We start from the raw sequence: 22,669 nt of genomic DNA, 5'->3' as shown, positions 1-22,669 counted from the left end.
CGGAAACAATAATCAGAACAGGGCCTTCTGCCGGCCCACAAGGAAATAACATGAAGTCACCTATTAATAAGTGGTTATCCCTCGGCGCGCTGACTATGGCGTTGGCGGCCCCGTTTTCCAGCGTTGTTGCCGATACCAAGTCAGTGGCGGCTACCGCCATTGTTGAACATCCCGCGCTGGATTCGGTGCGTGACGGCGTTCGTGCAGCGCTGGAAGAAGCCGGCTACACCGGCGACAAGCTCAAATGGCAATATCAAACTGCCCAGGGCAATACCGCTACCGCCGGGCAGATCGCCCGCAAGTTCGTCGGTGATCGTCCGGATGTGATCGTTGCCATCGCCACCCCTTCGGCCCAGTCCGTGGTAGCCAGCACCAAGTCAGTGCCGATGGTCTTCGCCGCGGTGACTGATCCGATAGCGGCTCAGCTGGTACGCGACTGGGAGCCATCCGGCAGCAACGTTACCGGCGTCTCCGACGAGCTGGAGCTGGGTCGCCAGATGGAGCTGGTCAAACGTGTGGTGCCAGACGCCACTCGCGTGGGCATGGTCTACAACCCCGGCGAAGCCAACTCCGTGGTCGTGGTCGAGCGCCTGCGCGAGCTACTGCCGGAAATGGGCATGACCCTGGTTGAAGCTGCCGCGCCACGCACCGTGGACGTAAGCTCCGCTGCCCGCAGCCTGGTCGGCAAAGTGGATGTGATCTACACCAACACCGACAACAACGTGGTGTCGGCCTATGAGTCGCTGGTCAAGGTGGGAACCGACACCAAGATTCCGCTGATTGCCTCCGATACCGATAGCGTGAAGCGCGGCGCCATTGCCGCTCTGGGCATCGACTACTACCAGCATGGCGTGCAGGCCGGCAAAGTGGTGGTGCGGATACTGCAGGGTGAAGAGCCCGGCAGCATTGCGCCGCAGAAGACCGGCGAGTTGAGCCTGTACATCAACCGCTCCGCCGCTGCAGCCCAAGGTGTCACCCTGTCCCAGGAGCTGATCGACTCAGCCGCCGAAGTCATCGAATGATCTGACCTGTGCCGGCGCACCCCGCGCCGGCACAGCCGCTCACCAAAGGCTTAACACCCATGTCACTGTTTTCCCTGTTTGGCGCCCTCGAAGTTGGCTTGATTTTTGGCCTGGTCGCGCTTGGCGTATTCATTTCCTTCCGCCTGCTGCGCTTCCCCGATCTGACGGTCGATGGCAGTTTCCCGCTGGGCGGCGCTGTCTGTGCTGTGCTGATCTCCAATGGCATGGATCCTTTTCTGGCCACCATCATCGCCACGGCCGCCGGCGCGCTGGCCGGGATGGTTACCGCCGTACTCAACGTGCACCTGAAAATCATGGATCTGCTGGCCAGTATCCTGATGATGATTGCGCTGTATTCGATCAACCTGCGCATCATGGGCCGGCCGAATATTCCGCTGATCATGGAACCGACCATGTTCAGCATCCTGCAGCCACAATGGCTGTCTGACTACATCGCCCGACCACTGATCCTGCTGGTGGTGGTGATCGTCGCCAAGGTACTGCTGGACATGTACTTCGCCACCCGTCAGGGCCTGGCCATTCGCGCCACCGGGTCCAACCCGCGCATGGCGCGCTCTCAGGGCGTGAATACCGGCGCCATGGTCATTCTTGGCATGGCCATTTCCAACGCACTGGTCGGCCTGGCGGGCGCCATGTTCGTCCAGACCCAGGGTGGTGCGGATATTTCCATGGGCATCGGCACCATCGTCATTGGTCTGGCTGCGGTCATCGTCGGCGAGAGTATCCTCCCGGCCCGCCGTATCTTCTACCTGACCCTGGCGGTGATTCTCGGCGCCATCGTCTACCGCTTCTTCATTGCTCTGGCCTTGAACAGCGACTTCATCGGTCTGCAGGCCCAGGACCTGAATCTGGTCACCGCCGTGCTGGTGGTCATCGCATTGGTCATCCCACTGGTCAAACAGCGCCTGACTCGCAGGAGGCACGTCTGATGCTCAGTGCACAGAATCTCAAGATCACCTTTAATCACGGCACGCCGATCGAAACCCGCGCGTTGCAAGGGCTGTCCTTGGACATTCCCACCGGGCAGTTCGTTACCGTGATCGGGACCAATGGGGCAGGTAAATCGACCTTCCTCAACGCCGTGTCCGGTGACCTGCCGGTAGACAGCGGCAAGATCCTGATCGACGGCGATGACGTCACCCGGCTGCCCGTCTGGAGCCGTGCCGGTCGCGTGGCACGGGTATTCCAGGACCCTATGGCTGGCACCTGCGAAGACCTGACCATTGAGGAAAACCTCGCACTGGCCCAACAACGCGGGCAGCGCCGCGGCCTGGCAAAAGCGGTCCAGACCTCCATGCGCGACGAATTCCGCGAGCGCCTGGCCACCCTCGGCCTGGGTCTGGAAAGCCGCCTTACCGACCGCATCGGTCTGCTCTCCGGCGGTCAGCGCCAGGCCGTCAGTCTGCTCATGGCCGCGCTGCAGCCGTCACGCATTCTGCTGCTGGACGAACACACCGCCGCTCTCGACCCGCGTACGGCCGACTTCGTGTTGCAGCTCACGGCGCGCATCGTCACCGAAAAGCAGCTCACCACTATGATGGTCACCCACAGCATGCGCCAGGCACTGGACGTAGGCGATCGTACGGTGATGCTGCATCAGGGGCAGGTGGTGCTGGATGTGGCCGGGGATGAGCGCGAGGGGCTTGATGTACCCGACCTATTGCGCATGTTCGAAACCGTGCGCGGTGAGAAGCTCTCGGATGATGCCCTGCTGCTGAGCTGAGGCCTTTCGGGGTGTAGCGCGCCTGCACTACGCCCCCAAGGCGCGCTCGCCCTGATCGGCAGTGCTCATATCATTCCAGCGTCAGCGCTGAGCGCCAAAGCGCACCTCCGTGAAGTGCTTATTCTCGACCAGTGCTGTCATTGCTTCAAAGTTCGCCAGCACTACCCATTGCTGATTCCCGCCAACATCCATCAGCAGACATTCCTCGCGTTTTTCGTTATAGCCGGTGTCCAGCGGTGTGCCTTCGACCCGGCGGCCATCCACCCAGCCCAGGGCAATGGGGATGCGGTACAGGCAGGCAATTTCCAGATAATCGGACTGGTCGCAGGTAATCATGGGACGCTCCGCCAAGGCCGTGGTGGTCGCTATATCGAGCGAGCAGCAAAGAGTGTAGCTCCAATCTACCCTGCGTGACCGGCGATACGATAACCGCCGTACTACCGATCATTCCCGGCATCAGGTAAAGTCCGCCTCCTGTAACAGGATGTGTCCCGCTGAGCAGAATTGACCTGGGTAAAGGCCGGGCCATCATCAGGCGCGGATAATAGCCCGCCGGATTTGGGTTTGGGGCTGGGCTCGGTATTCCTGTGTTCTTTGAAGAGGGTAAGGAGTCGGACTGATGTATGTGCTGATGGCGGTCATTTTTGTAGTGGGTTATCTCTGTATCGCGCTGGAGCATCCGCTCAAGCTCGACAAGGCGGCCTCGGCGCTGCTTACGGCCGGGATGACCTGGGCGGTGCTGGTGCTGGGCGCAGATCAGATTCTGCCAACCCTGACGCTGGGCAGTAACGACCCGGCCGACTCCTCCGGTATTGTCGTGGAGGCTCTGCGGCATCATCTCGGGGAAATTGCCGAGATTCTTTTCTTCCTGCTTGGCGCCATGACCATCGTCGAGCTGATCGACGCCCATGGCGGCTTCAAGGTGATCACCGACCGTATTACCACCCGCAAGCGCGTTTCGCTGCTGTGGATTATCGGTGTACTGACCTTCTTTCTCTCCGCCGTGCTGGACAACCTGACCACCACCATCGTCATGGTTTCACTGCTGCGCAAGCTGGTGCGGGGTCGGCCGGAGCGCTGGCTGTATGTCGGCGTAGTGGTTATCTCCGCCAACGCCGGCGGCGCCTGGTCACCGATTGGTGACGTTACCACCACCATGCTATGGATCGGGGGCCAGATTACCGCCCAGCAGGTTGTCTTTGAGCTGTTCCTTCCCAGTCTCGTCTGTTTGCTGGTGCCGCTGGCGATTCTCAGCGTACGCCTGAAAGGCGATGCGCCCCGTCCCCGTCTGCGTGCCCACGTTGCCGACGGCGGTCACGCCACCACTGACCGGGAGCGCAACATAGTATTGGCGATGGGCATAGGTGCGCTGCTGTTTGTGCCTGTGTTCAAGACCGTTACCGGCCTGCCGCCTTATATGGGCATCCTGTTCGGGCTGGGCGTGTTGTGGGTTGCTACCGAGATAATGCACCGCAACAAGAAAGCTGAACTCAAGCATCCGTTGTCTGTGATCGGCGTGTTGCACCGGGTCGATACGCCGAGCATTCTGTTCTTCCTCGGTATCCTGCTGGCAGTATCCAGCCTCGCCACAGCCGGTCATCTGGGGCAGATAGCCATGGGTCTGCGCGACGGCCTGGGCAACATCTTTGCCATCAACTACGCCGTCGGCCTGCTATCGGCCGTGGTGGATAACGTACCGCTGGTCGCCGGGGCAATGAAAATGTATCCCCTGGTCAGCGACGGCATGCTCGCCTCTGCCGCTGCCTCCGAATCCGAATGGCTCAGCCAGTTCGTCACCGACGGCAGGTTCTGGCAACTGCTGGCATTCTGCGCCGGCACCGGCGGCAGCAGCCTGATCATCGGCTCCGCAGCGGGCGTGGCGGCGATGGGTATGGAGAAGATAGGTTTCTTCTGGTACATCAAGCACGTCAGCCTGCTGGCGTTCCTGGGGTATACCGCTGGGGCTGCGGTCTATTTCCTGATGTACATGTGACAATTGGCTACCGGGGCGCACTGCGCTCCGGTAGCCTCAGAAGAACAGTTGAGCCCTTCCGGTTCGCGTTACAGTTGCTGGCGAGTGAGAACTTCCAGCACGGTAATCAGCAGCAGAAACGACCACCACACCAGCCCTGCCAAGGCAAAGGTCCTCAGAATGCTGTCCGCGCTGCGCAACTGCATATAGACCAGCATGATCAGTGCGGCAATCCCCATGGCAGACGCCAGACTGATGAGATACTGAGTTCGCCCGGGCAGCAGAACCGCAGTCAGCACGCTCAAGCCCAACAACAGCGCGGTACCTAGCCAGGTCAGCAGTGCATGGCGGTAATTCATCTCAACTCCGCAGCAAGTACAAAAGCGTGAACATGAAGATCCACAGCACGTCGACGAATGCCCAGTACATTCCGACGATTCGCAGCTGTCTGCTCAACCGGTGCGGCTCACGCCAACGGCTGATTCTGATAGTCATCAACGCAATAAAGCTCACCCCGATAAGCATATGCAGTGCATGCAAGCCGGTGAGCGTGAAGTAGAAGTTGAAAAACAGCCGGGCGATCTCCGGTTGCTTACCCGGATAGTGGAATTCCAGCCAGAGCATGGGCATCAGTTGCTCGGCATATTCCTTGTACCATTCCAGGCCCTTGATGCTCAGAAACGCCAGTCCCAGCACCAGCGTAGCAATCAACAGCCCTAAGGTCAGCGGGCGGCGCTGCAGGCGCATTGCTTGTTCTGCCAGCGCCATCAGCAACCCACTGGTCAGCAACAGCAAGGTGTTCAGGCTACCCAATTGCAGATCCAGATGACCCGCGGCCTCGGCAAAAACCGCCGCATGTTGCATGCGATACAAGACGAAAGCGGCGAAAGCACCGCCAAACAGCAGCAGTTCCGTCATCAGGAACACCCACATCCCTAACAGACCAGCCCGCACCTGTTGCGGCAGGTCATCGAACTGCTCATCGGGCAATGGCTTACCGGTAGGCATAGGGCTTGTCCTCGACCTCTGGCGGGCGTTGGAAGTTATGCACGGGCGGTGGCGATGAGGTTTGCCATTCCAGTCCTTTGGCTGCCCAGGGGTTGGGGCCGGCACGCTGACCACGCCATAGCGAGCCGGCAAGGTAGATCAGCGGCAGCAGATAACCGATCGCCAGGATGCCGCTGCCGGTTGTGGAGAGTATGTTCAGCAGCTGGAAAGCGTCCGGATATTCATGATAGCGCCGCGGCATACCGCCGTAGCCGAGCAGAAACTGCGGATAGAAGGTCAGGTTGAAACCGATGAACAATGCCAGAGCCGCGACCTTGGACCAGACTTCCGAGTACATCCTGCCGGTCAGTTTCGGCCACCAGAAATGAAGCCCGCCGAGATAGGCGGTCACCGCCCCGCCTACCATGATGTAGTGAAAGTGTGCAGTGACGAAATAGGTATCGTGCAGGTGCACATCCAGCGCCAGCGCGGCGAGAAAGATACCGGTCAAGCCGCCGATGGTAAACAGACCCAGAAAAGACAAGGCGTAGATCATCGGCGCGGTAAAGCGGATGCGCCCGCGAAACAGCGTGGCGGTCCAGTTGAGCGTCTTGATCGCCGAGGGAATGGCCACCAGAAAGCTGAAGAAGGAAAACAGGATACCCGCATACAGACTCTGGCCCGAAACGAACATGTGATGCCCCCAGACCAGAAAGCCGAACAGCGAGATGGCCATGATCGACACGACCATACCGAAGTAACCGAATATCGGGTTGCGCGAAAAACAGGCAATGATTTCCGAGACCACGCCCATGGCCGGCAAGATCATGATGTAGACCGCTGGGTGTGAGTAGAACCAGAACAAGTGTTGGAACAACAACGGATCGCCACCCATGGACGGATCAAAGATACCCAGTCCGAGCGTACGTTCCACTGCCAGCAACAGCAGGGTCACGGTCAGGATCGGCGTCGCCAATACCATGACCAGGCCCGTGGCATAGTTGGCCCAGACAAATAGCGGCAATCGAAACCAGCTCATGCCGCGCACGCGCATGGTGTGGGTGGTGACGATGAAGTTGAGACCGGTGAGAATCGAAGAGAAGCCCACCACGAACACGCCGGCTGCGGCAGCGATTACCGCCGAGTTCGAGAACAGGCTTGAATACGGCGTGTAAAAGGTCCAGCCGGTATCCACACCCCCGGCAATTACTGTAGCAATGGTGAACAGGCCGCCCAGGGTGTAGATATACCAGGACAGCAGATTAAGTTTGGGAAAGGCCATTTCCCTGGCACCGATCATCATCGGCAGTAGAAAGTTGCCCAGGGTCGCGGGAATCGAGGGAATCAGGAAGAACCACACCATGATGATGCCGTGGAGCGAGAAGAATCGATTGTACGCCTCGGCGCTGAACAGGTCTCCGGCGGGTGTGAGCAGCTCCAGCCGAATCAGCAAGGCAGCGATGCCACCGAGAAAGAAAAATCCGGTTATCGATAGCGCATACAGCCAGGCGATACGCTTATGGTCCACCGATAGCAGCCAGCCACGCAGCCCCCAGCCGCCCTGCAGATAGCTATCCGGTGGCTGCCCTTCGTCGGGCCGGCGATCAAGCGGAATATCCTTCGTCATGGCCCTGCTCCTGTTGGATCACCCTGCTCCCAGTCACCGGGTTGCAGTGACTTGATGTAAGCGATGATGTCGAAAATGTCGCTTTCAGAAATCTGCCCGGCAAAACTGGGCATGATCGGCTGATAGCCAGCCACCACATCCTTTTGCGGCTCGACAATGGAGTCACGGATATAAGCCTCATCTGCAACTATGGTGCTGCCATTGGCCAGCGGCACCGTGCGCCCATACAGCCCGTCCAGCGCAGGCGCGCGAACCGAAGATTTGCCCAGGTGACAACCGCTGCAGCCATAACTCGAAAACAGCGCCTTGCCCGCTACCGCAGGGTTCTCGCCAGCGCCATTGCGGGCCAGCCACTGCTGATAGGCATCGGGCTCCATGAGCACCACGCGACCGCGCATGCGCGAGTGCGATTGGCCACAGTATTCCGCGCAAAACAACCTGAACTTCCCGGTTTTACTCGCCTTGAAATAGGCCGTGGTATACATGCCCGGCACCGCGTCACGCTTGAAACGCAGCGCCGGTACGGAAAAACTGTGGATCACGTCTTGAGATGTCAGCCGCAGCTCGATGGTTTCACCAATAGGTGCGTGCAGAGTATTGATCTCCCGGGTGCCGTCCGGGTGCTGCACATGCCACATCCACTGTTTGCCGACGATATTGATGGTCAGATCGGCGTGGGTCTGGCCGTACAGTGTCAGATACAGATTGCTGGCCCAATAGAAGGTGCCAGCGAACAACACTGCCAGCGCACAGGCAAAGGCGATCTCGATACGGTTGCTGGTCCGTTCCGATACGGGCGCGCCTCGGCGCTCGGGCCGGTCGTGGTGGTAACGCCAGGCAAACACGCAGATCAGGCCAACCAGAATGGTGATCAGCAGGCCGGACAGCCCCAGCAGTGCGAAGTATAGATAGTCGATGTGCGCCGCATAATCGGATGCCTGCTCGGGGATCAACTGGAAGCCGATATCCGCATCGACAACCGCAGATTCAGTCTCCGCCATTGCGCCTCCGCATCCGCCATACCAGCGCCACCAGACCCAGAATGAAGATCAGCGAGACCACCTGGATGATACGCATGACCGCCAGATTGTAGCGTCCGCTATCGGCATCGAACCGGTAGCAGCGCAGTACTATCTGATCCACCGGACTGCCCAGCTTGCCATTGGCCGCCTCCAGCAGCGCCAACTTCAGGTCCGGGGCGCTCGGCTCCGTGTTGAAGATGTAGCGATTGATCATGCCGCCCGGTGCTACCACCACATAGCCGGCCGGATGCGCAAAGCTGTCGCGCTCGGGATCGTAGGCATAGCGATAACCAACAGCATCAGCCAGCAACTTGATGGATTGTTCCTCTCCCGTGAGGAAGGTCCAGTTTTCCACGCCAGAGCCATATTTTTGCCCCAGCCGATGGATCGCCTTGCGTGAATTGGTGGGTGCTTCCCGCGGGTCAATACTGACGGTTACCACATCAAAAGTGCCGCTGCCAAACGGCAGCTTACCTACGGCCAGCGCCAGGTTATCCAGTATCATGGAGCAGAGATTTGGACACTCCAACCAGGCCAGCACCAGCAGCATGGGCTTGTCGCTGGCCAGTGAATCAAGCTCGACGCGCTCACCGCGCTGATTGGTGAAAGACAGCCCTGGCGGCAACGGGTCACCGACCTTCTGTTCAAAGGCAACCGCTCTCAGGGTCTGCTCCGAAGAGGGCGTGGTCGCTCCGGCCAGGCCGGTCATCAGCACCAGCAGACATGCCAATAGCCACCGGCTCATGGCGTTTCCTCCTCTGGCAACCCTCGCTCTACCAGCAATTGCATGGCTTGCTCAATCGGCAGGTGGACAATGTGTTCTTGCTTATCAACCCAGCCTGCCGAATGCAGCTGCGCCGTGGCCGCCTGGGTATGTTTAACCAGCTCGGTTTTTGGGTGTGCCTGTAGCAACGGCGGTCCGGATCTTACCGGGGTGTCAAACACTGCTTCCGGCAAGGCTTTTTTTTCATGTTGCAGCACCAGCCAGATAGCGCCACTGCTGCAGAGCACCAGCGCCAGTGTCCCCAGCATGGCGGCCCAGAGGGCGCGGGCTGAAACGGTATCGGTTGCGTGGGGAGAACGTTCAGACATACTGCTCTCCCGGAACGGAAAGTTCGGAAACGGCCGGCGGCAACGATTGGCGCCGCCACAGGTGACGAATGAATCCAACATAGGTCGCGCCCAGGCTCACCGTCAGCAGCAGAGTCAGTACTCCCTGTGTTGCCGTCGCCGGCGCCAGGGAGGGGGCGATCAGCCAGAGCATTTGCAACGCGTGCCCCGACAAGCAAACGCCGGCGGCGCTGCAGAGCCAGGCGCGATTGTTTTTAGCTTTGGTCGATAGCAATACGGCGAATGGCACCAGGAAGAACAGCGCGAACGACCACACGCTGACAGCGCGCCAGATTCCCGCATTACGTTGCAGGTACCAGCCGATCTCATCCGGCAGGTTCCCCGACCAGATGATGATGTATTGCGAAAACGCCATGAACACCCAGCCCAGCAGAAGCGTGAGCCACAGGTTGGCAATATCGCGGCGCGGGCCCGACGCTGCAGGGCGCCTCTCGGTCGCCGAATACAGCATTATCCCGGCTGCCAAAGCCGCGCTTGCCGCGGACATGCAGAGCATCAGACCAAATACATCCGAATAGAAACGGGGTTCCAGCGATATGAACCAGTCAACACCGAAGAAGGTCAGCGTGATAAACCAGAGGATCAGACCGGCAGCCGCAAGCCCGGGACTACGGCTCGTACGGCGGTGCGACCAGGAGCCGAGCAACCAGCTCATGCCCAGCCAAAGCACCAGATAGCAGAAGGTGCGGATGATGAAGAACGGTTTGTTCAGATAAAGCAGCTTGTTCTGTACGGTTTCGGGCAGCGACGCTACCGGTTGCAGCCAGGCAAACAATACGTCCATCACCAGTAGCAAAGGCAACAGTGAAATAGCGAACAATGGCAGGCTGCCTGCCAATGCCAGCCAGACCGGACGGCTGACTTCACCCCAGCGCCCACCAGTCAGGTTATGGGTAAATAACACCGCCAGTGCACCCAGCGGCAGCATGCCCCAGATCATCACGACCGTGATCCAGCTGGACCACAAGGCACGGCTGTCCTGCCATAAACCCAGCAGCAATAAACCGAGTGTGAGCACGCCCGGCAACCAGACGGGTTTGTGCTTCATGGTCGGCCCTCCGGCATGGGCGGCACCAGAGTTGCACGCTGCGTCGGCGTCAGGTCACTGACGTGGGCATGTTGCGACAGCTGCAAAGCGCGGATGTACACCGCAATGGCCCAACGCTCCGCCGGCGGTACTCGTGCGCCGTAGCTGTACATCACACCATATCCGTCGGCGATGACATCATAAAAGTGCTTCAGCGGCGCCTGACGTAAACGCGCTATGTGATAAGACGGTGGTGCAGGAAAACCGCGCTGCACCACCACGCCATCACCTGCACCATTCAGCCCATGGCATGGCACGCAGAAGGTGTCGTATTGCTGCTGGCCCCGCTTCAGCAGCACCATGGTCAGCGGCACCGGCAACTGCTCAGCAGGGGGTTCCAACGATTCACCCCGCGCCACCGTGCCGGCAACCGGCAGGCGTGCCGACTGCTGGTGGGGCCAAAGGCCGGACTGCGCCGCATCAGTCTGCTCGTAGGGTGTATATTTCGGCTGATCTTCCATCGCTTGGCTGCAGCCGGCCAATAGTCCAATGCACGCCGTGAGTAACAAAATGATGCCGCCCATCATGCCCTGAGCTCCCGGATGCTGGTTGCTCCCTGACTGGTCAGCCATGCGCGAACCGTTGGCGCTGTCGCGGCAGAGGCGTCGTCTCCCCCACGGATCAGTAGAAAGAAACCGTCGCAGGAGGCCCGGTCAAACTCGGGATCATTGAATACCGCATGGTAGGGGCGCGGCAAGCCATTGCCCCACAGCATCATCAAGATTGCCGTCAATGCCGTGGCGAGAATGCCCAGTTCAAAGCTCACCGGCAAAAAGGCTGGCCAACTGTTCAGCGGCTTGCCGCCGACGACGATCGGATAATCGATTACCGCTGAATACCACTGCAATGCAAAGGCCGCCGCTGCCGCACACAGCCCAGCCAGCAGCGCCAGAGGCGCGATGCGGCGCTGGTGAAAACCCAGCGCCGCCGGCAGTCCCGGTACAGGAAAGGGAGCAAAGGCATCCAGCCCACGATAGCCAGCCTGACGGGCAGCATGGGTCACCGTGACTAGCTGGTCGGCGCTGTCAAACCGGGCGATAACACCGTAGATACCGGTTCTGGTCATCCTGTGTCCTCCCGGTGAATTTTCGAGCGCGTATCGTGCATCGAGATCAAAGGTACCAGGCGGACGAAGAGCAATATCAGAAAAGTGAACAAACCCAACGAGCCAGCGTACACCATCCAGTCCCAGCTGGTTGGCCAGCTTGTACCCCAGGCTGCCGGCGTGAAGTCCGCATGCGTACTGGTAAAAACGATCTGAAAACGTTCCAGCCACATACCGATGTTGCTGGTGACGGCGAGACCGAACAACACCAACGGCGAGCGGCGCACACGTCGAAACCAGAGCAGCTGTGTCAATACGACGTTGCAGAAAATCATGCTCCACCAGACCGGAGCGTAGGGGCCGGTCCAGCGATCGATATACACCATCCGATAGAACTCATCACCGGAGTACCAGGCGGTGAACATCTCCTGAATGTAGGCGTAACTCACTACCAGAGCGAAGATCAGCATCATGCGCCCCAGATAATCGAGATGCTGCCTGGTAATCAGGTCTTTCAGCGTAAAAAGCGAGCGCATGGTAATGGCCAGCATGGCGACGGTGGCAAACCCGGAGAACAAGGCACCGGCGACAAAATACGGCGGGAAGATGGTGAAGTGGTAGCCGGGGACGATGGAAACCGCCAGATCCAGGGAAATAATCCCGGTCACCGACACCACCAGGGGTGCAGCAATCACGGCCAGGACCATATTGGCCTGTTCATAACGGGCCCAGTGCAGCGCTGAATTGCGCCAGCCAAGGGCCAGAAACCCATAGCAGAGCTGCACGATGCGGCTGCGAGCACGGTCGCGCAGGGTGGCAAGGTCCGGTAACAGGCTCAGATACAGAAAGCACAGGGTGAAGATCAGATAGGTGGCGATGGCAAAAAAATCCCACACCAGGGGACTGCGCCATTGCGGCCAGAGATCCATGCTATCGGGGTAAGGCAGCAGGTAATACGCCAACCATGGGCGTCCCAGATGGACCAGCGGATAGATTCCCGCACAGATCACGGCAAACATCGCCATGGCCTCCGCCAGCCGGTTGATCGACGCGCGCCAGCGCTGCCGGGTGAGCAACAGCACGGCTGAGATCAGCGTGCCGGCGTGAGCAATGCCAATCCACCAGATGGTGTTCACAATCGGAAAACCCCAGGCCACGGGAATGTTCACCCCGAACAGGCCAACCCCAGTGGTGAAAACGATCGTCAGGGATCCGAGCAATAACAGCGTCAGCAAAGCTGATATTACCAGCGCGATCTTCCATGCCCGCGGCGCGCGCCGAGTCAGGACGATCCCGGCAACCCGCTCGGATATGCCTGCGTGGCTCAACGACTCTGGAATCAGCGGTTGCTCGGCCATCTCAGGCGCTCTCGCCGTCATCGAGCAAAGCCGGGTTGGGGTTGGTCACTGCCGCCAGATAGGTGGTACGCGGCCGGGTGTTGAGATGCGCCAGCATCGCATAGTTGAGCGGATGCGCCTTTAGCTGGCTGACTCGGCTGTCTGGATCAGCCAGATCGCCGAAGACGATGGCCTGGGTGGGACAGGCCTGCTGACAGGCCGTTTGCAACTCGCCATCTCTGATTGCGCGCCCTTCCAATTCAGCGTCCTGGCGCACGCTGCTGATGCGTTGCACACAGTAGGTGCATTTTTCCATCACCCCGCGGGTTCGCACCGTAACGTCGGGGTTTTGCTGCGCGGGCTGGGCCGGATGGGTTGCCGCAGCGGAGGTATAGTCGAACCAATTGAAGCGCCGCACCTTGTAAGGGCAGTTCTGTGAACAGTAGCGGGTGCCCACGCAGCGCTGATAGATCATCTGGTTCAGCCCATCGACCGAGTGTTGAGTGGCACCGACCGGGCAGACGTATTCGCAGGGCGCGTTTTCACAATGCATGCAGGGGACCGGCTGGAAGCTGATGCCGGGTGCGGCGGGATCGCCAGAGAAATAGCGGTCCACCCGCAGCCAGTGCATGTTGTGCCCGCGCGCAACCTCCTCGGGACCCACCACCGGAATATTGTTTTCCGCCTGACAAGCGGTCACGCAGCCATTACAGCCGATGCACGCCGACAGATCGATACTCATGCCCCACGCCTGTTCGGCTGTGCGCTCCGCCGGCCAGGGCTCTTCATAAAGTGACAACTCAGGCGGCGAATCCTGGGCGAAACGCGGGTTGCCTTGGTATTGCTCCCAGCTGGCACGGCGTATCAGATCACGCCCCTCAATATTGTTGTGCGTCTGGATAGCCGCAAGCGGCTGAACGCCGTCGGTGACCTGGAGCGTAACCGGGGCGGCCCAAGGCAGCGCACTGGTTCTGAGCCGATAGGCATTGCTGCCGACATCCTGGGCTACCCGCCCCCCTGCTGTACGTCCATGCCCCAGCGCCAGGGTGATAGCCGCATCCGGGTGGCCGGGCAAAACGAACACCGGCACTTCCAGCGTGTGCCCGATGCTGCTGAGTGCGATTTTCTGGCCATTCTCCAATCCGTAGCGTTGAGCCAGCGCCGGACTGATCAGCGCGGCGTTGTGCCAGGTGAGCGTGGTCAATGGTCGAGGCAATTCCTGCAGCCAGCCATTGTTGGCGTAGCGTCCATCCCACAGAGCCGAATCCGGTCGAAACTGCAATACCAGACTGTCTTCCGCCCAAGCCTGCGCTGCTGGCAGATGCGCCGCCCAGTCAGGCCGCACGCTGGCCGAGGCTACCGGTGCACGCGTATCCGCTACCACCCCGTCATGCAGGCTCTGTTTCCAGAAGGTCGAAAAATCCGCACCCCAATAACGTCCTCGCCAATACGCCAGCAACAGCTCGCGCGGGTCTTGCGCCACCCCTTGGTCGATTGCCGCTAGCATCTGCAGCAACGTCTGGCCGTCATGCAGTGGCAGAATCAGCGGCTGCACCAGACTGACCGTGCCGTCATAAGCGCATATATCGCCCCAGCCTTCCAGATAGTGCGCGGCCGGTATATGCCAGTGGCAGAGCTGCGCTGTTTCATCCTCGTATTCACCCCAGTGCAGCCGCCAGGGGACTTTCTGCACCAAGTGCGCGAAGTCCAGATCAGCTGGCGCCGAATATACCGGGTTGGTATCCAGCATGATCAGACTATCGACCTCGTGCGCCTGAATCGCGCGGCCCAATGCAGTGAGATCCTCGGCACCAGCGGGATTCCTCACCGGCTGCATCCATTCCAGGGTGGAACCAAACCCGCCCAGTTTTTCGTTGATCGCATGAGCGATGGCATGCACGGCGGGCGATTGCTGCTCCCCAGGAACTATCAGTGCCGTGCCTCGGTGCTGCTGCAGATCTTCGGCGATTGCCCGTACCCAGCGTTCGGGCAATACCTGACGTTGTGGCGCGGCCACCTGCAGCCCCAGCGCCAACGCCAGCTGGCGGGCCGCTGACTCGACATCCGGCCAGGCCAAGGCGTAACGATGCTCGGCGGCTGCGCCGGTAACCGTAAGACTGGACTCCAGCGCATACAGCCGGGACGGTGGCTGCTCCGAAAAGCTCGGCTGACGCGCGCCCCGAAAGTCATGTGCGTAGCGCAGAAACCCCGGCTGCGCTTGCAGGAAGTCGGCATCCAGCGAAACGATCACCGCCGCGTGATCCAGTCGATAGCGCGGCTCCAGCGACTCACCGAACAGCAGCTGACTGCCGGCAAACACGGCGCTGCGATCAATCGGCTCATGCACAAACCAGCGCGCCTGTGGCCATCGCTGTTGCAGCGCAGTCATATACTGCCGGGCGCTTGGCGAGTTGATGTTTTCGGTCAGGAAGCACAGTCCTGCACCGCCCGATCTATTCCACTCGGTCTGCTGCTCCTTGAGCGCCATCAGGCAACTGCCAAAACTGCTGATCACGCCCTTATGGCGGACCGCCGCAGACCGGTCGGGATCGTACAGCGATAATATCGAGGCCTGCGCCACCGGATCGCAGGCGCCCTGGGTGGCGGGATGATCCGGATTACCTTCAAGTCTGGTCGGTCGGCCCTCATGACTTTCTGCCAGGACACCATGGGCGTAGCCGCCAATCGCCACTGCCGTCGCATAGTACTGAGGACGGCCGGGAATGACCTGCTCGGGCATCTCGACATAAGGAATGATGTGTTCTTCCGGCTGCCGGGTACAGCCGGTGAACCCCGCCAACGCCATGCTGGCGCCGAGTAGCTTGAGGATACTGCGGCGACTGATTGCCCCCTGCCCCAGCCCCTGCTGCGCAGCATCGACAAACTCTCCTTGCTGCAGGGCGGTGTAGGCTGGCGTCTGCGCCAGCTCATCCAGGCTTCGCCAGTAGCCACTGGCGAAGCTGTCAACCGGGATCGGCTTTATCGGTGACATGTCACACACTCGGTCATCCGCTCGGTGCGAATGTTGTACTCTTTCAGCAGTTGAACGGCCGAGGCTTGTGAGGCGGCTTTGCTGTGTGGGTAGCCCATGGTCGTAATTTGCTGTTCAGCACGTAGATGCGGTCCGGGGTCACGATGACATTCCAGGCACCAGCGCATGGTCAAGGGTTTGGCCTGGCGCGTCAGCGGCATCTGATCCACCCGGCCATGACAGGACTCGCAGCCCACGCCATTGTTGACGTGCGCCTGATGACTGAAATAGACATAGTCCGGGAGATCGTGGACGCGCGACCAACGCAGCGGCTTGTTTTGCGCCAGGCTTTCACGCACGGGCGCCAGCACGTCGGCGTTGGTCCATAACTGGGAGTGGCAGGTCATACAGGTAGCGGTATCGGGTAATCCGGCAAAGGCCGAACGCTCAAAACTGGTATGGCAATAACCGCACCGGATGCCCAGCTCGCCGACATGATGGCGGTGACTGAATGGCACCGGCTGAGCTACCACGGCGTGCTGGCCGGTGTTGTAAGGGGATGTGTTCAGCATGAGAACCGCAGCGGTACCTCCAATGATCAGCACCAGCGCAGCAGCGATGAGTAATCGCGCGATGCCATTACTGCGGGGCGTAAAAAGCTGCGGCACGTCAGCCTCCTGACTGCGGCAATGGCCGCAGCCTCCTATTCCTGGTGGCGAACCCGAGCCACATCGTTTGCTGTGGTGTCCGCTTGCAGCTGGTTGCCGAAACTGGTTCGCAGATAATTCACCACGTCGGCGATCTGTTTGTTTGACAGCATGTCATCGAAAGCAGGCATGCCGCGCAATCCGTTGAGAATCACATCGATGGGGTAGTAAGGCGTGCGCAGCCGCTCGTCACCGACAAACGAAGGATAGTCCCCGGCGCCACGCGCGCCCTGCCCATCAGCCATATGACATGCCTGGCACATGGTCTTGTACAGCTCCTCGCCGCTGGTTGTGGAAAAATGTTTCTCCTCAGCGAACAATTTCTCCCACTCGTCGGTGACAGTAAAATCATCCGCGGAATAGGGCTCGTTCTGCCTGGTCTCCGGCGACGTGCGCGGCTGCTGCAGGCGGATATTGGCGCTGTCGTTGGTCCACGGCGGAGTGCGCCGCTCACCGGCATCTTCGACCGATCCGGACTTCGGCGGATCGTCAGCTTGCACGATGGCTGCCATACCCAGGCTGGCAAGAAGTAAAAGCGTGAATGTGATGCTTTTCATGATCACCTCATGCGCTTGTCATGGCTGTGGCTTTTTCATGCAGCCGTTGGCTGGCATCCATACCGGACAAGACTGCCCCTTCCTGCCAAGCAGGAATATAGGAACAGTGTTCGCCCGCCAAAACCAGACGATTATCGATCTCGCAAAGCGTGTCGTAGTGCGCGGCACGCAGCTCATCAGTCCATAGACCATAGCAGCCCAGGCTCCAGGGGCAGCGATGCCAGACCCAGGAAACTCCCGACAGGAATTCTTTTTCGTATTGGGGATGTATCTGTTTGCCGTAGGCTACCGCCAACGCGATTCGCTCACGTGCATCCAGCGCCGACGTGGTAAAACTGGCTGGATTATCAATGGCATAGGCCCCCAGCAATACGCCTGGTCCATCGCTGAAATAATCGTAGGCAGGGTAGGAAATGATATTGATGGGCAGATCCGTATAGGTCACTCCGCCAAAGATATTTTCATCCTGCTCCCAGAAGCGCCGTTTGAACTCCAGGCCCGTTTTCACCGAGCTGCCATAAGGTATGGCTGCTATCGCCTGACGCTTTTTGGGTGAGACATCCACCGGGATCTGGCTGAGAATAGACAGCGGAATATTGCACACGCACCAGTCGGCGGTGCGGGTCATCACCTGTTCCGGATGATCCGGATCGATATAGTGCACCGTGACTTCACTGTCGGATTGCTCGATCCGTACGACCTGCCGGCGATATTCGATCAGGTCACCGACCTCGCCAGCAAAACCACGGGCAATCTGCTCCATGCCGCCGACCGGCTCGAACATCGTGTGTTGATAGGAAGTCTCGAAATAATCCAGCAACAGCTTCCACAAACCGGAGTGCAGCAGCTCCTTGAAATCAAGCGGCTCACTGGGTGAGGGCTTGGGCATCAAACCGCCAGCGGGCCAGTCCTTGTAGCCGCGAAATTCGCTGGCCTTGAGACTCTGCTGATACTTGTGGTCACCCGAGAGCCTGCCCCACTCATCGAGCTGTTCCAGCAGTGCCTCGCAATCCTCTCTGGTGAGCACGTCATCGAGTGCGTGCTGATCAGCCGCTTTCGCGAGCAATTCCGCAGTATAACCATGCACATCTGTCAGGACTTCACGCACCCGCTGAGGCTTCCCGCCAAAGGCGTCTTGCGCATGCACGTAGGCGTTGAAGTTGAGCTGCATGAAGGGCTCCAGTTTGACACCGAACTTTTTGCAGTAATGCAGCAGACCATAGTGATGATAGGGAATGCGCCAGGGACCTGGATTGATGTAGTTGCCTTTGGCGAAGTTGCAGTGCTGGGTTTCGCCAGCGATGTCAGTGAAGGTATCGCCACTATGGATAGTGAAGCAGCGGCCTCCAGGGCGGTCGGTATATTCGAGTATGGTCACATCGTACCCAGCTTTGCGCAGCTCGTAGGCAGCGGTCATGCCGCCCAGCCCGGCGCCCAGGATGAGCACGCTGTCGCCGGTAGGCGCTTCGGACAGATTGAGTTCGCCGGTGAAGGTCGACGGCTTGGCAAAGCCCATGGTGGTCATCGCAGAATAAAGCGCACCGGCACCAGCTGTCTTGCCGATCATGGACAGTAGATCACGTCGGGTCAGAAAGGAGCTTTTGTTCATGGACGGACCTTATTCTTTGGAGTGTGCAGTGTGTCGGGATGCGCGTGGAGCATATTGACGCCGCCGACGAGCCCAGAAAAACCAGACGAGACCGATAATCAGCAGCACGGCCACGAGTACACCCAGCCAGGCCAATATAGGCGCGTAGCGGATCAGTCCTGACACGGGCTGCTCACCCGAGGCGATATGATCCACCTGGTTCGCATCGATATTGCTGCTGGTGTGGCCACCGAACTCCACCCGCACATAATTGGCCACCTTCGCGATCTGCTGATTATCCAGCTTGCCTTCGAACCCGGGCATCAGCGGTCGGGGTGTTGCACCGTTATACGCCACGCCATCCAGGATAACCGCTACCAGATTCCTGGGATTGGCGCTGCGCAGCGCAGTGTTGCCCTGCAAACTGGCATAAAAGGATACCGGCTGGCCGGAACCGTCCTCCATGTGGCAGCCAGCGCAATGCTGCAGGTAAAGACCTGCAGCCGAGTCCGGGTCTTCGATATCCTCGGTTTTCAAACCGTGACTTTGGAGTTCTTCCGGCTTGAAACGCGTAGCCTTGATCACGACAGGGTCCCGTCCGATCAGTTGTCTATTGATTTGGGGGTCGAATACTGGATGCTTTTGTTGATCGTCTGCGATCTGGGGCACTGTTTTCAGGTAAGCCGCTATTGCCATCCGGTCACTGTCGGTGAGGTACTGCAAACTGTGATGCACTGCTTCACCCATCGGACCTGCAGCCTGGGCCAGGTAACCGGTCTGGCCATGTTTGAAATAGTCAGCAAGCTGCCGATTGCTCCAACTGCCAATACCCGCAGTCTCGTCGCTGGTTATATTGGGCGCATGCCACCTCTCCAGCTGGGCACCAGCTAAATACCGGCCTTCGTCGCTACCCATCAGGTCATCGCGCGGTGTATGGCAGGTACCGCAATGGGCAAGATGCTCAACGAGATAGCGTCCGCGATCCATGTCAGTCGCGGTAACCTCTTCATCCAGGTTGATCACATTCCAGCCAATCATTAGAAAGCGCATGTTGAATGGAAAGTCGAGATTGGTTTCGGCCTCAGGCGCATGCTCGACCGCCGGAACGGTCTGCAGGTAAGCCTGCAAGGCTTCGATATCATCAGCGGTCATGCCTCGATAGTCCGGATACGGCATGGCTGGATAGAGATGCTTGCCGGTTGGCGTCTTACCGTCATGCAGAACGCCGGTGAGATCTTCAACGGAGTACTCGCCAATACCAAATTCCTTTGATGACGAAATATTGGTAGCAACAATATCGCCCAAGGGAGTTGGTGTTGGTTTTCCACCGGCAAAGGGGGTGCCGTCGGGACCGATATGACAGGCCATGCAGTCCGCAGCACGGGCAATATACTTGCCCCGCTCAATCAGCTGAGCCTGGTTGTCAGGCGTTTCGGCGGCCATGGCTGTCGCGCCATACATGCTGCCAACCAAAAACAGGCCAGCCGCCATAAGCAGTTGATGCCGCATGAGATTATCCTGTCAATCCGAGAGAACACTATGGATTCAAAGTAGAAGCGTTCTCGAATCATTTCAAGTCAAAACAAAAACATGCGGGCGCCGCGGTCAGAAACGCTGGGCCGCCCGAGCCCGAGCCGCATGCAGTTTTTTCAGGCTGTCAATCATCCGCTGGTGCTTATCCAGCCCTTCCAGTCGCATGCTGGTCGGTGCCAGGCCGTGGAAGCGTACCTTGCCTGCCACTGAACCTATCACCGCATCCATGCGCTCATCACCGAACATGCGGCGGAAGTTGGCTTCGAAGTCGTCCAGCTCCAGCTCGTCATCCAGGGTGACTTCCAGTATCGCGCCCATAGCCTGATAGAAGAGCTCGCGATCTACCGTGTTGTCGTTGTATTGCAGGAACTCTTCGACCAACTCCAGTGCTTCGTCCAGACGGCTCAAGGCCAGATAGATCAGCAGCTTGAGCTCCTGAATGGTCAGCTGGCCCCAGGCGGTGTTGTCATCGAACTCCACGCCGATAAGGGTGGTGATGTCGGTGTAGTTATCCAGTTCGCTTTCTTCCAGACGCTCCGCCAAGGCGACCAGCTCATCGTCGCTGAGACGATGCAGGTTGAGAATGTCTTCGCGGAAGTACAACGCCTTGTTGGTGTTGTCCCAGATCAGATCATCCACCGGATAGATTTCCGAATAACCCGGCACCAGAATCCGGCAGGCCGTTGCACCCAGATGCTCATACACCGCCATATAGGCGTCCTTGCCCATGTCTTCGAGAATGCCGAACAGCATGTCGGCTTCCTCTGCGTTGCTGTTACTGCCGCCATTGGTGAAATCCCATTCGACAAAGTCGTAGTCGGAACTGGCACTGAAAAAGCGCCATGACACCACTCCGCTGGAATCGATGAAGTGATCCACCGAGTTGTTCGGCTCGGTTACCGCCTGACTTTCAAAGGTAGGCCGCGCGACATCGTTCAGGCCCTCGAAACTGCGGCCCTGCAACAGCTCGGTGAGACTGCGTTCCAGTGCCACCTCAAAGCTCGGGTGCGCGCCAAAGGAGGCAAATACCCCGCCGGTGCGCGGGTTCATCAGGGTGACGCACATCACCGGGAACTGGCCGCCCAGCGAGGCGTCCTTGACCAGCAGCGGAAAGCCCTGCTCTTCCAGACCCTGAATCCCCGCCAGAATACCGGGGTATCTGGCCAGCACGGCCTGCGGTACATCCGGCAATGCCATTTCCCCTTCCAGAATCTCGCGTTTGACCGCTCGCTCAAAGATTTCCGACAGGCACTGCACCTGGGCTTCGGCCAAGGTATTGCCAGCGCTCATGCCGTTGCTGAGAAACAGGTTCTCGATCAGGTTGGAGGGGAAGTACACCACCTCGCCGTCTGACTGGCGCACGTAGGGCAGCGAACAGATGCCGCGTTCTACATTGCCGGAGTTGGTATCGTACAGGTGCGAGCCAAGCAGTTCGCCCTGGGGGTTGTAGATATCCAGACAATGCTCATCGAGAATCTCTTCCGGCAGCTCATCATTGGGACCAGGCTGGAACCAGCGCTCCTCGGGATAATGCACGAACTCGGCATTGGCCAGCTCTTCACCCCAGAATTGGTCGTTGTAGAAGAAGTTGCAGTTCAGCCGCTCGATGAATTCGCCCAGGGCCGAGGCCAGAGCACTTTCCTTGGTCGAGCCCTTGCCATTGGTAAAACACATCTGCGAATGGGCATCACGCAGGTGCAGAGACCAGACGTTGGGCACGATATTGCGCCAGGAGGCGATCTCGATCTTCATCCCCAGGTCGGCGAGAATGCCGGACATGGTGGCGATGGTCTGTTCCAGCGGGAGGTCCTTGCCCGGTATGCGGGTAAGCGCACCATCAACCGGCGGCGCCATCAGCAAGCCCTGCGCATCGGCGTCCAGATTGTCGACCACCTCGATCACGAATTCCGGGCCGGTCTGCACCACTTTCTTGACCGTGCACCGGTCGATGGAGCGCAGAATGCCCTGGCGATCCTTGTCTGAGATATCTTCCGGCAACTCGACCTGAATCTTGAAGATCTGGTTGTAACGGTTCTCCGGGTCGACAATGTTGTTCTGCGACAGGCGGATGTTTTCCGTTGGGATACCGCGGGTCTGGCAATACAGCTTGACGAAGTAAGCCGCACAGAGCGCCGACGAGGCCAGAAAGTAATCGAACGGACCGGGCGCCGAACCATCGCCCTTGTAGCGGATAGGCTGATCAGCCACCACCGTGAAGTCGTCGAACTTGGCCTCAAGTCGGAGGTTGTCGAGAAAATTGACCTTGATTTCCATGCGGGATTACCAGAATAGCGGGCAGAAAAGGATGGGGCGCTATTATCCGGGTTTTACGCAGGGAA

Annotated in this window: 21 protein-coding genes; 4 read left to right on the top strand and 17 right to left on the bottom strand. The window is 59.2% G+C overall.

Annotation, left to right across the window (positions count from 1 at the left end):
• Positions 1-50: 50 nt before the first annotated feature.
• Genes BLU11_RS00990 through BLU11_RS00980 form a run of 3 tightly spaced genes read left to right on the top strand, consistent with a single transcriptional unit; the run spans position 51 to position 2,766 of the window.
• The gene (locus BLU11_RS00990) at positions 51-1,022 is read left to right on the top strand and encodes an ABC transporter substrate-binding protein (protein ID WP_090271626.1); all 972 of its coding nucleotides are present in this window, start codon (positions 51-53) and stop codon (positions 1,020-1,022) included.
• A gap of 59 nt (positions 1,023-1,081) precedes the next feature.
• Positions 1,082-1,972, top strand: coding sequence for an ABC transporter permease (locus tag BLU11_RS00985; RefSeq protein WP_090271625.1), 891 nt, complete (start codon positions 1,082-1,084; stop codon positions 1,970-1,972).
• Positions 1,972-2,766, top strand: coding sequence for an ABC transporter ATP-binding protein (locus BLU11_RS00980; RefSeq protein ID WP_090271624.1), 795 nt, complete (start codon positions 1,972-1,974; stop codon positions 2,764-2,766). Before BLU11_RS00985 ends, BLU11_RS00980 begins: the two co-directional genes overlap by 1 nt.
• 81 nt (positions 2,767-2,847) lie before the next feature.
• Here BLU11_RS00980 and BLU11_RS00975 read toward each other — a convergent pair whose 3' ends face one another.
• On the bottom strand, positions 2,848-3,102 hold the full coding sequence (locus BLU11_RS00975) for a Rho-binding antiterminator (RefSeq protein WP_090271623.1): 255 nt from the start codon (positions 3,100-3,102) through the stop codon (positions 2,848-2,850).
• A gap of 283 nt (positions 3,103-3,385) precedes the next feature.
• Here BLU11_RS00975 and nhaD point away from each other — a divergent pair, with 283 nt between their 5' ends.
• Positions 3,386-4,759 carry a sodium:proton antiporter NhaD gene (gene nhaD, locus BLU11_RS00970; RefSeq protein ID WP_090271622.1) on the top strand — a complete coding sequence of 458 codons (1,374 nt, stop codon included), beginning with the start codon at positions 3,386-3,388 and terminating at the stop codon, positions 4,757-4,759.
• A gap of 68 nt (positions 4,760-4,827) precedes the next feature.
• On the opposite strand, the gene BLU11_RS00965 is transcribed toward nhaD, so the two are convergent.
• The 16 genes from BLU11_RS00965 to BLU11_RS00890 all read right to left on the bottom strand — a co-directional run bounded on the left by BLU11_RS00965 (position 4,828) and on the right by BLU11_RS00890 (position 22,604).
• Positions 4,828-5,097, bottom strand: coding sequence for a hypothetical protein (locus tag BLU11_RS00965; protein WP_090271621.1), 270 nt, complete (start codon positions 5,095-5,097; stop codon positions 4,828-4,830).
• A 1-nt stretch (position 5,098) separates the two neighbouring features.
• On the bottom strand, positions 5,099-5,746 hold the full coding sequence (locus BLU11_RS00960) for a cytochrome c oxidase subunit 3 (RefSeq protein WP_090271620.1): 648 nt from the start codon (positions 5,744-5,746) through the stop codon (positions 5,099-5,101).
• Positions 5,733-7,352 carry a cytochrome c oxidase subunit I gene (locus tag BLU11_RS00955; protein ID WP_090271619.1) on the bottom strand — a complete coding sequence of 540 codons (1,620 nt, stop codon included), beginning with the start codon at positions 7,350-7,352 and terminating at the stop codon, positions 5,733-5,735. The genes BLU11_RS00960 and BLU11_RS00955 overlap by 14 nt, the downstream gene beginning before the upstream one ends.
• Positions 7,349-8,353, bottom strand: a complete 1,005-nt coding sequence (gene coxB, locus BLU11_RS00950) for a cytochrome c oxidase subunit II (RefSeq protein ID WP_090271618.1) — start codon at positions 8,351-8,353, stop codon at positions 7,349-7,351. The genes BLU11_RS00955 and coxB overlap by 4 nt, the downstream gene beginning before the upstream one ends.
• Positions 8,340-9,119, bottom strand: a complete 780-nt coding sequence (locus tag BLU11_RS00945; protein ID WP_090271617.1) for an SCO family protein — start codon at positions 9,117-9,119, stop codon at positions 8,340-8,342. The genes coxB and BLU11_RS00945 overlap by 14 nt, the downstream gene beginning before the upstream one ends.
• The gene (locus BLU11_RS00940; protein WP_090271616.1) at positions 9,116-9,466 is read right to left on the bottom strand and encodes a hypothetical protein; all 351 of its coding nucleotides are present in this window, start codon (positions 9,464-9,466) and stop codon (positions 9,116-9,118) included. The genes BLU11_RS00945 and BLU11_RS00940 overlap by 4 nt, the downstream gene beginning before the upstream one ends.
• Positions 9,459-10,553, bottom strand: a complete 1,095-nt coding sequence (locus BLU11_RS00935) for a hypothetical protein (RefSeq protein ID WP_090271615.1) — start codon at positions 10,551-10,553, stop codon at positions 9,459-9,461. Before BLU11_RS00935 ends, BLU11_RS00940 begins: the two co-directional genes overlap by 8 nt.
• Positions 10,550-11,164 carry a c-type cytochrome gene (locus BLU11_RS00930; RefSeq protein WP_231702240.1) on the bottom strand — a complete coding sequence of 205 codons (615 nt, stop codon included), beginning with the start codon at positions 11,162-11,164 and terminating at the stop codon, positions 10,550-10,552. The genes BLU11_RS00935 and BLU11_RS00930 overlap by 4 nt, the downstream gene beginning before the upstream one ends.
• A complete protein-coding gene (locus tag BLU11_RS00925; RefSeq protein WP_090271613.1) occupies positions 11,116-11,658 on the bottom strand; it encodes a DUF3341 domain-containing protein in 543 nt (180 codons plus the stop codon). Before BLU11_RS00925 ends, BLU11_RS00930 begins: the two co-directional genes overlap by 49 nt.
• A complete protein-coding gene (nrfD, locus tag BLU11_RS00920) occupies positions 11,655-12,995 on the bottom strand; it encodes an NrfD/PsrC family molybdoenzyme membrane anchor subunit (protein ID WP_197674234.1) in 1,341 nt (446 codons plus the stop codon). Before nrfD ends, BLU11_RS00925 begins: the two co-directional genes overlap by 4 nt.
• Before the next feature lies 1 nt (position 12,996).
• Positions 12,997-15,966 (bottom strand): TAT-variant-translocated molybdopterin oxidoreductase, encoded by a 2,970-nt coding sequence (locus tag BLU11_RS00915; protein WP_090271611.1) that lies wholly within the window; start codon positions 15,964-15,966, stop codon positions 12,997-12,999.
• Entirely contained in the window at positions 15,954-16,613 is a 660-nt protein-coding gene (locus tag BLU11_RS00910; RefSeq protein ID WP_090271610.1) for a cytochrome c3 family protein, read from the bottom strand. The genes BLU11_RS00915 and BLU11_RS00910 overlap by 13 nt, the downstream gene beginning before the upstream one ends.
• 35 nt (positions 16,614-16,648) lie before the next feature.
• Positions 16,649-17,209, bottom strand: a complete 561-nt coding sequence (locus tag BLU11_RS00905) for a c-type cytochrome (protein WP_090271609.1) — start codon at positions 17,207-17,209, stop codon at positions 16,649-16,651.
• A 7-nt stretch (positions 17,210-17,216) separates the two neighbouring features.
• Positions 17,217-18,818 (bottom strand): flavin monoamine oxidase family protein, encoded by a 1,602-nt coding sequence (locus tag BLU11_RS00900; RefSeq protein WP_090271608.1) that lies wholly within the window; start codon positions 18,816-18,818, stop codon positions 17,217-17,219.
• Positions 18,819-18,827: 9 nt separating this feature from the next.
• Complete coding sequence (locus BLU11_RS00895; protein WP_090271607.1) at positions 18,828-20,306, bottom strand: cytochrome c; 1,479 nt, start codon at positions 20,304-20,306, stop codon at positions 18,828-18,830.
• A 96-nt stretch (positions 20,307-20,402) separates the two neighbouring features.
• Positions 20,403-22,604 carry an OsmC domain/YcaO domain-containing protein gene (locus tag BLU11_RS00890; RefSeq protein ID WP_090271606.1) on the bottom strand — a complete coding sequence of 734 codons (2,202 nt, stop codon included), beginning with the start codon at positions 22,602-22,604 and terminating at the stop codon, positions 20,403-20,405.
• Positions 22,605-22,669 lie beyond the last annotated feature (65 nt).

It is taken from the genome of Halopseudomonas litoralis (assembly GCF_900105005.1).
In the GTDB taxonomy this organism is placed as follows: Bacteria; Pseudomonadota; Gammaproteobacteria; order Pseudomonadales; family Pseudomonadaceae; genus Halopseudomonas; species Halopseudomonas litoralis.
This window is presented reverse-complemented; position numbering and strand designations above follow the sequence as displayed.

What these genes read in the sequence shown, in the direction of transcription:
- BLU11_RS00925 (WP_090271613.1), bottom strand. Translation starts at nt 11,658, where the DNA reads ATGACCAGAACCGGTATCTACGGTGTTATCGCCCGGTTTGACAGCGCC.
- BLU11_RS00940 (WP_090271616.1), bottom strand. Translation starts at nt 9,466, where the DNA reads ATGTCTGAACGTTCTCCCCACGCAACCGATACCGTTTCAGCCCGCGCC.
- BLU11_RS00985 (WP_090271625.1), top strand. Translation starts at nt 1,082, where the DNA reads ATGTCACTGTTTTCCCTGTTTGGCGCCCTCGAAGTTGGCTTGATTTTT.
- BLU11_RS00945 (WP_090271617.1), bottom strand. Translation starts at nt 9,119, where the DNA reads ATGAGCCGGTGGCTATTGGCATGTCTGCTGGTGCTGATGACCGGCCTG.
- BLU11_RS00960 (WP_090271620.1), bottom strand. Translation starts at nt 5,746, where the DNA reads ATGCCTACCGGTAAGCCATTGCCCGATGAGCAGTTCGATGACCTGCCG.
- coxB (WP_090271618.1), bottom strand. Translation starts at nt 8,353, where the DNA reads ATGGCGGAGACTGAATCTGCGGTTGTCGATGCGGATATCGGCTTCCAG.
- BLU11_RS00955 (WP_090271619.1), bottom strand. Translation starts at nt 7,352, where the DNA reads ATGACGAAGGATATTCCGCTTGATCGCCGGCCCGACGAAGGGCAGCCA.
- BLU11_RS00895 (WP_090271607.1), bottom strand. Translation starts at nt 20,306, where the DNA reads ATGCGGCATCAACTGCTTATGGCGGCTGGCCTGTTTTTGGTTGGCAGC.
- BLU11_RS00935 (WP_090271615.1), bottom strand. Translation starts at nt 10,553, where the DNA reads ATGAAGCACAAACCCGTCTGGTTGCCGGGCGTGCTCACACTCGGTTTA.
- BLU11_RS00890 (WP_090271606.1), bottom strand. Translation starts at nt 22,604, where the DNA reads ATGGAAATCAAGGTCAATTTTCTCGACAACCTCCGACTTGAGGCCAAG.
- BLU11_RS00965 (WP_090271621.1), bottom strand. Translation starts at nt 5,097, where the DNA reads ATGAATTACCGCCATGCACTGCTGACCTGGCTAGGTACCGCGCTGTTG.
- BLU11_RS00930 (WP_231702240.1), bottom strand. Translation starts at nt 11,164, where the DNA reads ATGGCTGACCAGTCAGGGAGCAACCAGCATCCGGGAGCTCAGGGCATG.
- BLU11_RS00975 (WP_090271623.1), bottom strand. Translation starts at nt 3,102, where the DNA reads ATGATTACCTGCGACCAGTCCGATTATCTGGAAATTGCCTGCCTGTAC.
- BLU11_RS00990 (WP_090271626.1), top strand. Translation starts at nt 51, where the DNA reads ATGAAGTCACCTATTAATAAGTGGTTATCCCTCGGCGCGCTGACTATG.
- BLU11_RS00905 (WP_090271609.1), bottom strand. Translation starts at nt 17,209, where the DNA reads ATGAAAAGCATCACATTCACGCTTTTACTTCTTGCCAGCCTGGGTATG.
- BLU11_RS00915 (WP_090271611.1), bottom strand. Translation starts at nt 15,966, where the DNA reads ATGTCACCGATAAAGCCGATCCCGGTTGACAGCTTCGCCAGTGGCTAC.
- BLU11_RS00900 (WP_090271608.1), bottom strand. Translation starts at nt 18,818, where the DNA reads ATGAACAAAAGCTCCTTTCTGACCCGACGTGATCTACTGTCCATGATC.
- nhaD (WP_090271622.1), top strand. Translation starts at nt 3,386, where the DNA reads ATGTATGTGCTGATGGCGGTCATTTTTGTAGTGGGTTATCTCTGTATC.
- nrfD (WP_197674234.1), bottom strand. Translation starts at nt 12,995, where the DNA reads ATGGCCGAGCAACCGCTGATTCCAGAGTCGTTGAGCCACGCAGGCATA.
- BLU11_RS00980 (WP_090271624.1), top strand. Translation starts at nt 1,972, where the DNA reads ATGCTCAGTGCACAGAATCTCAAGATCACCTTTAATCACGGCACGCCG.